Raw genomic sequence first — 12531 nt, 5'->3', positions numbered from 1 at the left:
CGGCACCGCGCTCCCGGCATCCCCGGAAATCGGGGATTCACCACCCGATCAGCCGTTCGGCGGGCGGTAGTGCTCGATGCGGCGCAGGACGCTGCGGATGCGCGCGGCGTGCACCGGGGACAGCGCGTAGCCGGGGTAGCTGGCGAACCAGCTGGCGCTGCCCATGCTCACCGCGTCGGCGCCCGCCCAGAAGTACTCGCGGCAGTCGTCGAAGCTGCGGATGCCGCCGGTGGCGATGATCGGCAGCTTCGAACCGGAGTCGCGCAGCTCCTTCACCACGCGCAGCCCGATCGGCTTGATCGCCCGCCCGGAGAGCCCGCCGAAACCGTTCTTCAGCAGCGGCTGCCCGGTGTTCGGGTCCAGCCGCAGGCCCTTGACCGTGTTGATCGCGGTCAGCGCGGACACCCCGTGCTTGGCGGCCAGCTTGGCGTGGCCGATGTAGTCGTAGTCCGAGGAGAGCTTGAGGATCACCGGGTGGTTGCTGCGCGGCACCGCCTGCGCCAGCACCTGCTCGATGATGGCGTTGAAGTCGAAGTTCACGTTGTGGCAGGACACGTTGAACTCGACGGCGGCGATGTCCCCGGCGGGCACCGCCTTGTTGACCTTCTCGACGAGCGTGACGAACTCCTCGGGGGAGAACCCGCCCACCGAGATGATCGTGTTCTGGCCGCGGGTGCGCGGGTAGTAGTCGCGCAGGTAGGCGTCGATACCGACGTTGCACCAGCCGAACGCGTTCAACCAGCCGCCGTCGACCTGCCGCAGCGCCTGGCCGTAGCGCTTGAGCAGCGCGGGGAGCTCGTGCAGCGGCCACACGTCCTGGGTGGTGAAGTGGCCTTCGCGCGGCTCGACGGTGACGGTGCGGGTGGTGATCGCGCCGAACCGCTCCAGCGGCACGAACTTCGAGATCGGGCTCATGCCGTAGGGCACCAGGCTCGCGTTGGCGACGCCGTAGCCCAGCAGGCTGGACGAGGTGACCAGCCGGTTGCGCAGGTGGACGTCACCGAGCCGGACGGCGGGCGCGCGGGGTTCGTCCCGCACCAGCCGAAGATTTCGCTCCTGGGCCACGCTCACGGTCTCCTCCTCCATCGCCGCCCGGCCGCACCGCCGCCTTCCGGTGCCCGCCGGTCTCGGTGCGCGTGCCGGGATCTCCGGCGCTCGATGCCGACCCCATTGTCCCTCACCCGTTCGTCCCCTTCACAGGCGCGGTGCCGCGGTGATCAGTTGGACTCGAACAAGCGGACGACTCGACCTCCCCCCGCGTTCCCGGCCCGGTCGTGGCGCCGTGTGGGATGGGCGGCGGGGCGGGAATCCCCGGCGAGGGCCACCAGGCGGACAGGAGAGGACAACGGGTGCCCGAGACGACGACACCGGTCGAGCCGGACGCGACCATGCGGCGCGCGCGCTGGGCGGTGACCGCGTACTTCGTGGTGAGCGGCTTCGCACTGGCGTCCTGGACGGCGCGCATCCCCACCATCAAGCGCGACCTGGGCCTCGATGACGCCGGGGTGACGCTGGCGCTGTTCGCGGTCGCCGCCGGTTCGGTGCTGGCCATGCAGGTCTGCGGGCACCTCACCGACCGCTTCGGCAGTGCCCGCGTGATGCCGCCCGCCGGGATACTGGTCGCCCTGTCCGGGGTGACGCCGGGACTCGCGGGAAGTCTCCCGACGCTGGTCGCGGGCCTGATGGTGTTCGGCGCCGCGCACGGCACGATCGACGTGGCGATGAACTCGCACGCGGTGCGCGTCGAGCAGCGCTACCGGCGGCCGATCATGAGCACCTTCCACGCCACGTTCAGCCTCGGCGGCCTGCTCGGCGCCGGGTCGGGCGCGCTGGCGGCCCAGCTCGGCCTCAGCCCCGCCGCGCACTTCGCGCTGACCGGGGCGGGCCTGGTGGCGCTGTCCCTGGTCGCGCGGCCCGCGCTGCTGCCGCCCGAGCCGACTCCGCCCGCCGAGTCCGGCGCGCGCGCCCGCGGCATCCCGATGGCGATCGTGTTCCTCGGCGTGCTCGGGTTCTTCTGCTCCGTCGGCGAGGGATCGATGGCCGACTGGTCCTCGGTGTACCTGCACGACGAGCTCGGTTCGAGCCTCGCGTTCGCGGCGCTGGGCTACGCCGTGTTCTCCGCCACGATGGGCCTGTTCCGGTTCCTCGGCGACGGCCTGGTGCGGCGGTTCGGGCCGGTGCTGCTGGTCCGGTGCTGCGGCGTGATCGCGGGCACCGGGCTCGGCGTGGCGCTGCTGCTGCACCACCCGGTGGCGGCGCTGGCCGGGTTCGCGCTGTTCGGCGTCGGGCTCTCGTGCATCGTGCCGCAGATCTTCAGCGCCGCCGGACACCGCGACCCGGCCCGCAGCGGACGGGACTTGGCGCAGGTCAGCACGTTGTCCTACGGCGGGCTGCTCGCGGGCCCGGTGTTCATCGGCCTGCTCGCGCAGGGCTTCGGCCTGTCGGTGGGGCTGGCGGTGCCGGCCGCGCTGGCGCTGCTGGTCGCGGTCGCGGCGAACGCGGTGCGCCCGCGGCCCGCCGCAGAATCCGCGTCCGGACGGGCGTGATCGCGCACTCGGGGTAACGGCGTACCCTCCTGGACGCTTGATCGGATGAACGCGACCGGCGGGATCATGGTTGATCGACGCCGCCGCGGGTAGTCCGATGGGCGTGCGTTGTGCTGAGCGCGCCGGAGTTCGGCGCGCTAATCGGAAGGAGACGCTGTGGGCATCCTCAGCTGGATCATCTTCGGCCTGATCGCGGGCGCGATCGCGAAGTTCATCCTGCCCGGCAAGGACCCGGGCGGAATCATCGTCACGATCCTCATCGGCATCGTCGGCGGCCTGCTCGGCGGCTGGTTGAGCAGCAAGTTCGGCGGCGCGGGCGTGAACGACTTCAGCCTGATGAGCTTCGTGTGGGCCGTGATCGGCTCGCTCATCCTGCTGATCGCCTACCGCCTGGTCTTCAACAAGTCGAGGTCCTGACCCCAGAACCCGACACGACGGTGCCCGGAAGCCTCGGCTTCCGGGCACCGTTTCGTACTCGGACCCGAACCTGCCCTAGTCGTTCAAGGCGAGCAAAGGTTCTGGTCCGTGTCCTGTGTCCTGTCAGCGGCGAAGCCGCTGAGCAGCGACCAGCCCGAGCAAGAAGACCACCCGCGGGTTCTCATCGGTTTCCTCGCGAGGACAGCTTTTTTCCTCGTGGCGGAGCCACTTGGAAAAAAGATCCCGCAGCGAGGAAACCGATGAGGTTCCGCCACCCGACCCCCTACGCAGGCCGAGTTCACATGCAAGCTCTATTCCCGGTGGGCGTCGACCGCTCGGCGCAGGTCCCTCAGGTCTCGCATGGCCTGGACGGCGTGGGCGCCGTCGGTGGACTGGACGGCCATGACCGAGGCGTACTCGTCCTGGGGCAGCTCCAGCCGCGCCCAGGCCGCGCCGTCGGGGAAGCTGATCGACTGCACCTCGTCCCACGAGTAGTGCTGGGTGTTGATGATGTTGCGCACTTCGATCCCGTCCAGGTCGGCGCGCAGCCGCGGCCGGGTCAGCAGCAGGGCGCCGCAGGCCAGCAGCACGCCGAGCCCCGCCATCGCCACCTGGTCGGAGATCCGGAAGTACACGCCCGTCGGGGTGTTGCGCAGCAGCACCGCGACCACGGCGAACACCACCACCAGCACGATCGCCACCGGGATCGCCACCCGGCGGATCTTGACCGGCCGCACCGTCAAGGTGTGGGCTCCCCCGCGCCGTTCGTCCACCGTCGCCACGCTTCCTGCCGCTGTGTCCGCCGCGTCCGCCGGTTGCGCACCGGCCGGTTCCTCGCGCGCCTCGCCTGACTGCATGTGTCCAGTTTGCCCGTCCTCGTCGAGGAGCCGTCGGCAGCCCTCACCACTGGGGCGCGGCGAGGGCGCCCGACCGGCCGGAGGCGGCGTCAGCGCGAGCGCAGGTCGCGCAGCACCAGGGCCGTCTCCAGGGCCGCCGCGGTCGCCTCGAAGCCCTTGTCCTCGACCGACTCGGGGAATCCGGCGCGGTCCCTGGCCTGCTGATCGGTGTCGCAGGTGAGCAGGCCGTTGCCCACGGCCGTCGACTCGTCCAGGGCCACCCGGGTCAACCCGCTGGTGACGGAGTCGCACACGTACTCGAAGTGCGGGGTCCCGCCGCGGATCACCACGCCCAGCGCCACCACCGCGTCGTGCCCGCGCGCCAGCTCCTGGCACACCACGGGCAGTTCGATGGATCCAGGCACCCGCACTACGGTCGGATCGGTGATCCCGGCCTCCTCGGCGGCGGCCAGTGCCCGCTCGAGCATCCGGTCGATGAGCGACTCGTGCCAGCGGATGCCCGCGATGGCCAGCTTCAGCCCGTCCGCGCGCGGCACCTCGACGCGGGGCCTGCCCTCGCCGCTCATGCGGTGACTCCGGGCCTGCCGAAGCCCGTCTCGTCGCCCTCGCCCGTGATGGACGAGTCCTCGCCGTCGTCGAGGTGGTTCAACTCGTGCCCCATTCGATCCCGCTTGGTGCGCAGGTAGCGCAGGTTCTCCGGGTTCGGGCGGATCGGCAGCGACTCCCGGCCCACGACCTTGAGCCCGTAGCCCTCCAGCCCGATCCGCTTCTCCGGGTTGTTCGTGAGCAACCGCATCGACTTCACGCCGAGGTCGCAGAGGATCTGCGCGCCCTGGCCGTAGTCGCGGCTGTCCACCGGCATGCCCAGCGCGACGTTGGCGTCCACGGTGTCGGCGCCGTCGTCCTGCAGCTGGTAGGCCTGCAGCTTGTGGATCAGGCCGATGCCCCGGCCCTCGTGCCCGCGCATGTAGAGCACGATGCCGCGGCCCTCTTCGGCGACCTTCTCCATCGCCGCCGCCAGCTGCGGCCCGCAGTCGCAGCGCAGCGAGCCGAGCACGTCACCGGTGAGGCATTCCGAGTGCACCCGCACCAGCACGTCCTCGCCGTCGCCGATCTCGCCGTAGACCAGCGCCAAGTGCTCGATGCCGTCGAGCGTGCTGTCGTAGCCGAAGGTGCGGAAGGTGCCGTGCGCGGTGGGGATGCGGGCCTCGGCGACGCGCTCCACCTGCTTCTCGAACCGCCTGCGGTAGGCGATGAGGTCGGCGATCGTGATCAGCCGCAGGTCGTGCTCGTCGGCGAAGACCTCCAGCTCGTCGCGGCGGGCCATGTCGCCCTCGGACTTCTGGCTGACGATCTCGCACAGCGCGCCCACCGGCCGCAGTCCGGCGAGCCGGGACAGGTCGACGCTCGCCTCGGTGTGGCCGGGCCTGCGCAGCACCCCGCCTTCGCGGGCGCGCAGCGGCACCACGTGGCCGGGCCGGTGCAGGTCCTCGGACCGCGACTCGCCCGCGGCCAGCACCTGCAGGGTGCGCGCGCGGTCGCTGGCGGAGATGCCGGTGCTGACGCCTTCCGCCGCGTCCACCGCGACCGTGTAGGCGGTGCCCTTGCGGTCCTGGTTCGAGTGGTACATCGGCGGTAGGTCGAGCCGGTCGCAGTCCTCGCCGGTCATGCCGACGCAGAGGTACCCGGAGGTGTAGCGCACCATGAACGCCACGAGTTCCGGCGTCGCCTTCTCGGCGGCGAAGATCAGATCGCCTTCGTTCTCGCGATCCTCGTCATCGACCACGATCACCGGGCGGCCCGCCGCAATGTCGGCCAGGGCGCGCTCGATGTCGTCGAACCTGTTGCTCACCGTGTCCGGTCTCTCTCGCTCTGGGGCGGCGGCGCGACTGGAACGCCGGCCCTCGGTTCGGCCTGCCGGGAACGTGCCCGGCACCGTCATTGTCCTCCCGCCTCCCGGATGCTGGTGGTCCGCTCGGGCGGGATCGCCGTGGGTCAGGACCCGGATGCTCCGGCGCGGAACTGATCGAGCTGCGCGGCGGCGAGCCGTTCCAGGTGCTTGGCCAGCACGTCCACCTCGATGTTGACCTCTTCACCCGGTCGGCGCACCCCCAAGGTGGTGAGTTCCCGAGTCGTGGGAATCAGGGCGACGCTGAACTCGGTGCGTCCCGCCTCGACCACGGTCAGCGAGATCCCGTCGACCGTGATCGAACCCTTCTCCACCAGGTAGTGCGACAGCTCCGCGGGCAGCTCGAAGCGAGTGAGGTCGTCGTCCGAGCCGCGCAGCACCGCGGTGCCGTCGACGTGGCCCTGCACGATGTGCCCGCCGAGCCGGTCGCCGAGCGCCATCGCGCGCTCCAGGTTCACCCGGTCCCCGGCGGCGACGTTCCTGATCGCGCTGCGGCGCACCGTTTCCTGGACGACGTCCACGGTGAACCGGCCGCCGCCGGACTCCACCACGGTCAGGCACACGCCGTTCACCGCGATCGAATCCCCGTGCTTCGCGTCGGAGGTCACCAGCGGGCCGTCCACGGTCAGCCGCACACCGTCGCCGGTGTCCTCGACGGACACGACCGTGCCGAGCTCCTCGACGATCCCGGTGAACATGGGTCTCCTCCTCAGCGGCGAGCCGGCACGGCGCTGACGCGCACGTCCGGTCCGCTCATCGTGGTCTCTTCGATGTCCCACCACCATGCCTGCGAGACGCTCGCCACCCCGGCGTCGCCGAGCGCGGCCGGTCCCGAGCCCAGCAGCGCGGGCGCGAGGTAGGCCAGCACCCGGTCGACGCGCTCGGCGGCGACGAACGCCCCCGCCAGCGTCGGGCCGCCTTCCAGCAGCACGTCCACCACGCCGCGCCGCGCGAGCTCGTCGAGCACCGCGACCGGGTCCCCGCCGGGCAGCGTGATCGTGGCCGCCGAGTCGTCGAGCACCCGCGCGCCGTCCGGGACGGGGCGGTCGCCGACGACGACGCGCAGCGGCTGGCGCGGGCGCGGGCCGCCGTCGGCCTCCCGCGCGGTGAGCTGCGGGTCGTCGGCGAGCACGGTGCCGGTCCCGGCGACGATCGCGTCGACCCGGCCGCGCAGTTCGTGCACCTCGGCGCGGGAGGTGGCGGAGCTGATCCACTTGCTGCTGCCGTCGGCGGCGGCCGAGCGGCCGTCCAGGCTGGCGGCGTACTTCCAGGTCACGTGCGGACGACCGGTCCGCGCGAAGTGCAGCCACGCCCGCAGCGGGCCGCGCGCGACCTGCTCGCCGAGCAGCCCCGACTCGACCTGGATCCCGGCCGCGCGCAGGACTTCCGCGCCGCCCGCGGCCTTCGGGTTGGGGTCGGACACCGCGTGCACCACGCGGGCCACCCCGGCGGCGAGCAGCGCCGAAGTGCACGGCGGGGTGCGGCCGGTGTGCGTGCAGGGTTCGAGGGTCACCACGGCGGTGCCGCCGCGAGCCCGCTCCCCCGCCGCGGCCAGCGCCATCACCTCGGCGTGCGGGCCGCCCGGCGGCTGGGTGGCGCCCGTTCCGGCGACGTCGCCCGCCGCGTCGAGCACCACGCACCCCACCGGCGGGTTCGGGCTCGTCGTGCCGCGCACCCGCTCGCTCGCGGCGAGCGCGGTGAGCATCGCGGTGCGCGCCGGATCCGGCGCGGAGCCCGGTCCGGTCACTGCCGGGCGTGGGCGAAGTTCGGGGCGGCCTGGGAGCGCAGCGCCTCGATGGCGCGCGCCGGGTCCTCGGCCCCGTAGACCGCGGAGCCCGCCACGAAGCAGTCGACGCCGGCTTCGGCGGCCTGCTCGATGGTGGCGGTGTTGATGCCGCCGTCGATCTCCACGATGAGGTTCAGGTGTCCGGTGTCCACCAGGTTCCGCGCGGCGCGGGCCTTCTCCAGCACCTCGGTGATGAACTTCTGGCCGCCGAAACCGGGCTCCACCGACATCACCAGCAGCGTGTCGTAGTGCTTGAGCACCTCGACGTACTGGTCGAACGGCGTGCCCGGCTTGATCGACAGGCCCGCCTTGGCGCCGGCGGCGCGCAGGTCCTTGGCCACCTTGATCGGGTCGTGCGCGGCTTCGGCGTGCACGGTGACGTTGTGCGCACCGGCCTCGGCGTAGCCGATCGCCCAGCGGTCCGGGTCCTCGATCATGAGGTGGCAGTCCAGCGGGATGTCCGTGGCCTTGAGCAGCGACTCCACCACCGGGAGCCCCAAGGTCAGGTTCGGCACGAAGTGCGCGTCCATCACGTCCACGTGCACCCAGTCGGCGCCCTTGACGGCGTCGAGCTCGGTGGCGAGGCGGGCGAAGTCCGCGGACAGGATGGAGGGCGCGATCATCGGCTGGTTCGACACATGCGGGAGTGTAAATCTCACGCCCGCGCCCGCGGCCCACCACCCGCCGGAGCCGCCGCGACCTCCGACGTTCCGACCGCGGCACAGCCCGCCCCCTCAGGGGCCCGTTCAGAATGATCTTTTGATCGTCGTCCTGTCAGCGGCGAAGCCGCTGAGCAGTGACCAGCTTGAGCAAGCCGACCACCGGCGGGTTCTCAGCGGTTTCCTCGCGAGGACAGCTTTTTCCCTCGTGGCGGAGCCACTCGGGAAAAAGATCCCGCAGCGAGGAAACCGCTGAGGTTCCGCTGAACGACCCACTACGCAGGTCATTCTGAAAGGACTAGCCGGCGGCGCGGCGGCGCAGCAGGTAGTAGGCCAGGCACAGCACCAGCAGGAACGGCACACCGGCCTTCCACGCGGTGTTGAACTGCTCGGTGAACGGGGTCGTGAGCAGCACGGCCGCCACGAACAGCATCGCCAGCAGCGTCGTCACCGGCGCCCCCGGCAACCGCACCGGCGAGGCGGGCAGGTCGTGCGCGGCGCGGTGGCGCCGGAACGCGAGGTGGCTCGCGAAGATGATCAACCAGGTGATCAGCGCGCCGAACAGCGCCAAGCCGAGCAGCAGCGGGAACGCCGTGGACTCCGCGAACACCGAGATGCCCGCCGCCAGCACCAGCCCACCGGCCGACAGCAGCAGCGCCCGGCGGGGCGCCCCGTTGGGGCTCAGCCCCGCGAACCACTTCGGCGCGTAGCCGTCGACGGCCAGCGAGTACGTCATCCGCGCGGTGACGTAAAGGTTCGTGTTCATCGCCGACAGCGCGGCCGTGAGCACGACGAAGTTCATGATCCCTGCGGCGGCCGGGATTCCCGCGGTGGCGAACAGGGCCACGAACGGGCTCTCCGTCACGTCCTCCTCGGTGGAGACCTGGTTCCACGGCAGGATCGAGACGACCACCAGCATGCCGAGCACGTAGAACAAGCCCAGGCGCAGCACCATGTTCCGCGCGGCGCGCGGCACGTCGCGGCGCGGGTTCCGGGATTCGGAGGCGGTGACGGCGACGGCCTCGGTGCCGAGGTAGGAGAAGGTGACCACGGTCAGCGCCAGCCACACCGCGCCGATGCCGTTGGGCAGGAAGCCGTCGTGCTCGGTCAGCGCGCCCACGCCCGTGGCGGGGCGGCCGGGCAGGCCGAACACGATGTAGGTGATGCCCAGCAGCACGAACACGACGATCGTGACGACCTTGATCAGCGCGAACCAGTACTCGAACTCGCCGAAGTACTTCACCGCCGAGGCGTTGATCGCCAGCATCACCACGGAGAACACGACGACGGGCAGCCACAGCGGCAGCTGCGGGTACCAGAACTGCACGTAGAGCCCGGCGGCGACGACCTCGCTGCCGATGTTGACGACCTGCGCGGCCCAGTAGATCCAGCGCTGCACGAACCCGGCGAGCCCGCCGAGGTAGCGCTGCGCGATGGGCCCGAAGCCGCCCGCGTCCGGGTGCACCACGACCATCTCGGCGAGCGCGTAGGCCAGCGCGAGCGCGGCGAACGCGGCCACCGCGTAGGCGATGATCACGGCTGGTCCCGCGATGTTGATGGCGAGCCCGGAGCCGAGGAACAGCCCGGTGCCGATCGCTCCGCCGATCGCGATCATGCCGACCTGACGGCCGCTGAGGTCGCGCCGCAGCCCGCCACCGCTCGGTGAGCCGTCCGGCCCGGTTCCGCCCGCCTGATCCACTCGACGCCTCCTCGCTGTGCGCGCGTTCGCGCGCACAGCACAATACGACGCCGGTATCAGGAGATTTGCGACAGTCTCGTCCGCATCCGCCCGGATCGAGCGGTGATCGGGATCAGCGGGGCAGTTCGAGGGTGATCGGGGTGCTCTCCGCGACGGAGCGGCTCACGGTGCAGTACCGCTCGATGGCGCGTTCCACCGCGTCGAGCAGCTTCGCCCGATCGGCCCCGTCGACGCCGCCGAGATCCACGTCGAACCGCACCGTCACCTCGGAGAACTTGTTCGGGTCCTCGGCCGTCTTGTCCCGGTCGGCGTGCACCGCGATGTCGGCGTCCTGCCCGGCGCGGCGCACCAGGAGGTTCTCGCTGGTGACCGCGGAGCACCCGGCGATCGCCGCCAGCAGCAGCTCGCCCGGCGTGAACGAGCCGGGGGCGCCGTCGCGGCCGATCGCCACCTCGCCACCGCGGCCGTTGGTGGCCGTGAAGGCGTGCTCGCCGGTGCGGTGCACCTCTACCGGAGTACCAGCCATGTTCTTCCCTCTCGCTCGGTGTGCGGCGCCGGGCGCATCTCAGCCGGTGCCGGTGTCCTGGCCGCGGCTGCGGGCGAGGAGGTCCTCCCGAGCGCGGGCCACGCGGGAGCGGACCGTGCCCAGCTCGCAGCCGCTGACCTCCGCGGCCTCCTGGTAGGACAGGCCGAGGACCTGGGTGAGCACGAGGGCTTCCCGCCGATCCGGGGTGAGCGCGTCGAGCAGCACGTTCACCTCGACGAGCTCTTCGAAGCCGCGGCCCGCGCGGCCACCGCTCTCCGCGGCTCGCACCCAGTCGGCGGCGACGGTGCGCGGCCGGGCGCGTTCGGAGCGGATCTGGTCGACGACGACGCGGCGCGCGATGGACAGCAGCCAGGTCCGCGCGGTGGCGGTGCCGCGGAACGTGCGCACCGCCCGCACCGCGCGCAGGTACGTCTCCTGGGCCAGGTCGTCGGCGGCGGGCACTCCGGCGAGGTGGGCGAGGAACCGCCACACGTCGCGCTGGGTGGCCCGGACGAACTCCTCCAGGGCGCGTCGATCACCTTTCCCGGCGGCCAGCGCGAGCTCGGTCACACGAGTGTCTTCGGCCTCCGAGTGCGTCACGGGGCCTGAGAGTAGTCGAAACCCCGCCGGGAACTCCTCCCCCTGCTCGGCCGACAATCTGACCGTGAACTGTGAAAGTTGCCGGAACTCGGTGTCGGCCGTGCTGGACGGGGAGCCGCCGGAGTTCCCCGAAGCCGAGGTCGACGCCCACCTGGAGACGTGCGCGGCCTGCCGGGCGTTCCAGGCGGAGGCGGGCGAGCTGACGCGCCACCTGCGGGTTCGGCTGGTCGCACCCACTCCGGACCTCGCGGGCGCGGTGCTGGCGCGGGTGCCGCGCCGGGACCGGGTGCGCGGCGTGCTGCGCGGTGCGCTGGCGCTCACCGCCACCGTTCAGATCCTGCTCGCGCTGGCCCAGATGGTGGGACTCGTCGGGCTGCACGGGCACGCGGGGCACGGCGGCATGACCGAGCACCTGTTCAACGAGAGCACCGCGTGGAACCTCGCGCTGGGCGTCGGGCTGCTGTGGGCGTCGTGGCGGGACCGCACCGCCGCCGGCGTGCTGCCGGTGCTGAGCGCGTTCGTGGCCGCGCTCGCCGGTTTCTCGGTGCACGACCTGGTCGTCGGCGCCGCGACCGTGGAACGCGTCGCTTCGCACGCCCTGCTGCTGGTCGGCCTGGGCCTGTTGTTCGCGGTGCACCGGCGCGGCGGTGGCGGCCCGGCCCCGGCGGACGCGGGTCACGACGGCGGCTCGGGCTCGGCGGGCGACGGTTCGGCTCCGGAGCTCGCCGCCGACCAGGCGCCGCCGCACCTGCGCCCCACGGCGTACCGCCGGGCGGCGTGAGGGTCAGTCCTGTTCGCCGATGTCCTCGTGCCACAGGCGCGGGTGCTGGGCGATGAACTCCGCCATCGACCGGGCGCACTCGGGGTCGTCGAGCAGCACGATCCGCACGCCGTGCTCGGCGAGCCAGTCGTGCCCGCCGTGGAAGTTGCGGGCCTCGCCGATCACGACGGTGCCGATGCCGAACTGCCGCACGAGTCCGCTGCAGTACCAGCAGGGCGACAGGGTGGTGACCATCGTGGTGTCCGCGTAACCGCGCTGCCTGCCCGCGGCGCGGAACGCGGCGGTCTCCGCGTGCACCGACGGGTCGTCGTCCTGGACCCGCCGGTTCCGCCCCCGCCCGAGCACGGAGCCGTCCGCTCCGATGAGCGCGGCCCCGATGGGGATGCCGCCTTCGGCGGCACCCGCCCGCGCCTCCGCCGCGGCGACCTCCAGCCACCGCCGGTGCTCCCGCTCCACCACGTCCGCTCCCCCTCCGACCTCACCCCGGCGCGAGAGGTCACCGAACTCCCGCCCCAACCCTGATCCCGACGACACCGCCCCAACCCGAAGTGACGCTCCGTGCGCGACCCCTGCTTCGGATTTTCACCCGCCGCGAGAAATCGGAGGGCACCAGGGCGAACGCGCCCACGACCGTGGACGTGATCACGTTCCGGGGTGGAGGGCCGCCGGGGTGGGGGTCACACGTCACCCGGGGTGTTCAATTTCGCGAGAAATTGCGGGAGTCGTCCACGGAGCGGGGAATCGTCCTCGG

14 protein-coding genes are annotated in these 12531 nt (G+C 72.0%); 3 read left to right on the top strand and 11 right to left on the bottom strand.

Going from position 1 to position 12531, the window contains the following annotated elements; translation table 11 throughout:
• Positions 1-48 precede the first annotated feature (48 nt).
• Positions 49-1071 carry a beta/alpha barrel domain-containing protein gene (locus BJ969_RS08140; RefSeq protein WP_343071301.1) on the bottom strand — a complete coding sequence of 341 codons (1023 nt, stop codon included), beginning with the start codon at positions 1069-1071 and terminating at the stop codon, positions 49-51.
• Positions 1072-1349: 278 nt separating this feature from the next.
• Between BJ969_RS08140 and BJ969_RS08135 the strand changes: the two genes are divergently transcribed.
• Positions 1350-2546 carry an MFS transporter gene (locus BJ969_RS08135; protein ID WP_343071300.1) on the top strand — a complete coding sequence of 399 codons (1197 nt, stop codon included), beginning with the start codon at positions 1350-1352 and terminating at the stop codon, positions 2544-2546.
• Between the two features lie 156 nt (positions 2547-2702).
• Positions 2703-2963, top strand: a complete 261-nt coding sequence (locus BJ969_RS08130; protein ID WP_184478201.1) for a GlsB/YeaQ/YmgE family stress response membrane protein — start codon at positions 2703-2705, stop codon at positions 2961-2963.
• A 311-nt stretch (positions 2964-3274) separates the two neighbouring features.
• On the opposite strand, the gene BJ969_RS08125 is transcribed toward BJ969_RS08130, so the two are convergent.
• From BJ969_RS08125 to BJ969_RS08085, 9 genes are all read right to left on the bottom strand, one after another.
• The gene (locus BJ969_RS08125; RefSeq protein WP_184478200.1) at positions 3275-3820 is read right to left on the bottom strand and encodes a PH domain-containing protein; all 546 of its coding nucleotides are present in this window, start codon (positions 3818-3820) and stop codon (positions 3275-3277) included.
• 89 nt (positions 3821-3909) lie between these two features.
• Positions 3910-4386, bottom strand: a complete 477-nt coding sequence (gene ribH / locus BJ969_RS08120; protein WP_184478199.1) for a 6,7-dimethyl-8-ribityllumazine synthase — start codon at positions 4384-4386, stop codon at positions 3910-3912.
• Positions 4383-5672, bottom strand: coding sequence for a bifunctional 3,4-dihydroxy-2-butanone-4-phosphate synthase/GTP cyclohydrolase II (locus BJ969_RS08115; RefSeq protein ID WP_343071299.1), 1290 nt, complete (start codon positions 5670-5672; stop codon positions 4383-4385). The genes ribH and BJ969_RS08115 overlap by 4 nt, the downstream gene beginning before the upstream one ends.
• Before the next feature lie 143 nt (positions 5673-5815).
• Positions 5816-6427 carry a riboflavin synthase gene (locus BJ969_RS08110; protein ID WP_184478197.1) on the bottom strand — a complete coding sequence of 204 codons (612 nt, stop codon included), beginning with the start codon at positions 6425-6427 and terminating at the stop codon, positions 5816-5818.
• An 11-nt stretch (positions 6428-6438) separates the two neighbouring features.
• Complete coding sequence (ribD, locus tag BJ969_RS08105) at positions 6439-7434, bottom strand: bifunctional diaminohydroxyphosphoribosylaminopyrimidine deaminase/5-amino-6-(5-phosphoribosylamino)uracil reductase RibD (protein ID WP_184485006.1); 996 nt, start codon at positions 7432-7434, stop codon at positions 6439-6441.
• 38 nt (positions 7435-7472) lie between these two features.
• Positions 7473-8138 (bottom strand): ribulose-phosphate 3-epimerase, encoded by a 666-nt coding sequence (rpe, locus tag BJ969_RS08100; protein ID WP_184485004.1) that lies wholly within the window; start codon positions 8136-8138, stop codon positions 7473-7475.
• Between the two features lie 334 nt (positions 8139-8472).
• Positions 8473-9873 carry an amino acid permease gene (locus BJ969_RS08095; RefSeq protein WP_343071298.1) on the bottom strand — a complete coding sequence of 467 codons (1401 nt, stop codon included), beginning with the start codon at positions 9871-9873 and terminating at the stop codon, positions 8473-8475.
• Positions 9874-9985: 112 nt separating this feature from the next.
• The gene (locus tag BJ969_RS08090) at positions 9986-10399 is read right to left on the bottom strand and encodes an OsmC family protein (RefSeq protein WP_184478196.1); all 414 of its coding nucleotides are present in this window, start codon (positions 10397-10399) and stop codon (positions 9986-9988) included.
• A gap of 39 nt (positions 10400-10438) precedes the next feature.
• Complete coding sequence (locus tag BJ969_RS08085; protein ID WP_184478195.1) at positions 10439-10999, bottom strand: sigma-70 family RNA polymerase sigma factor; 561 nt, start codon at positions 10997-10999, stop codon at positions 10439-10441.
• 64 nt (positions 11000-11063) lie between these two features.
• Between BJ969_RS08085 and BJ969_RS08080 the strand changes: the two genes are divergently transcribed.
• Positions 11064-11780, top strand: coding sequence for a zf-HC2 domain-containing protein (locus BJ969_RS08080; RefSeq protein ID WP_184478194.1), 717 nt, complete (start codon positions 11064-11066; stop codon positions 11778-11780).
• A gap of 3 nt (positions 11781-11783) precedes the next feature.
• Here the strand turns inward: BJ969_RS08080 and BJ969_RS08075 are convergent, their stop codons facing one another.
• Positions 11784-12236, bottom strand: a complete 453-nt coding sequence (locus BJ969_RS08075) for a nucleoside deaminase (protein WP_425503599.1) — start codon at positions 12234-12236, stop codon at positions 11784-11786.
• Between the last annotated feature and the right edge of the window lie 295 nt (positions 12237-12531).

Origin of the sequence: Saccharopolyspora gloriosae, from assembly GCF_014203325.1 — a bacterium.
GTDB classification, from domain to species: domain Bacteria; phylum Actinomycetota; class Actinomycetes; order Mycobacteriales; family Pseudonocardiaceae; genus Saccharopolyspora_C; species Saccharopolyspora_C gloriosae.
The sequence above is the reverse complement of the archived record's forward strand: the minus strand, read 5'-3'. Positions and strand labels throughout refer to the sequence as shown.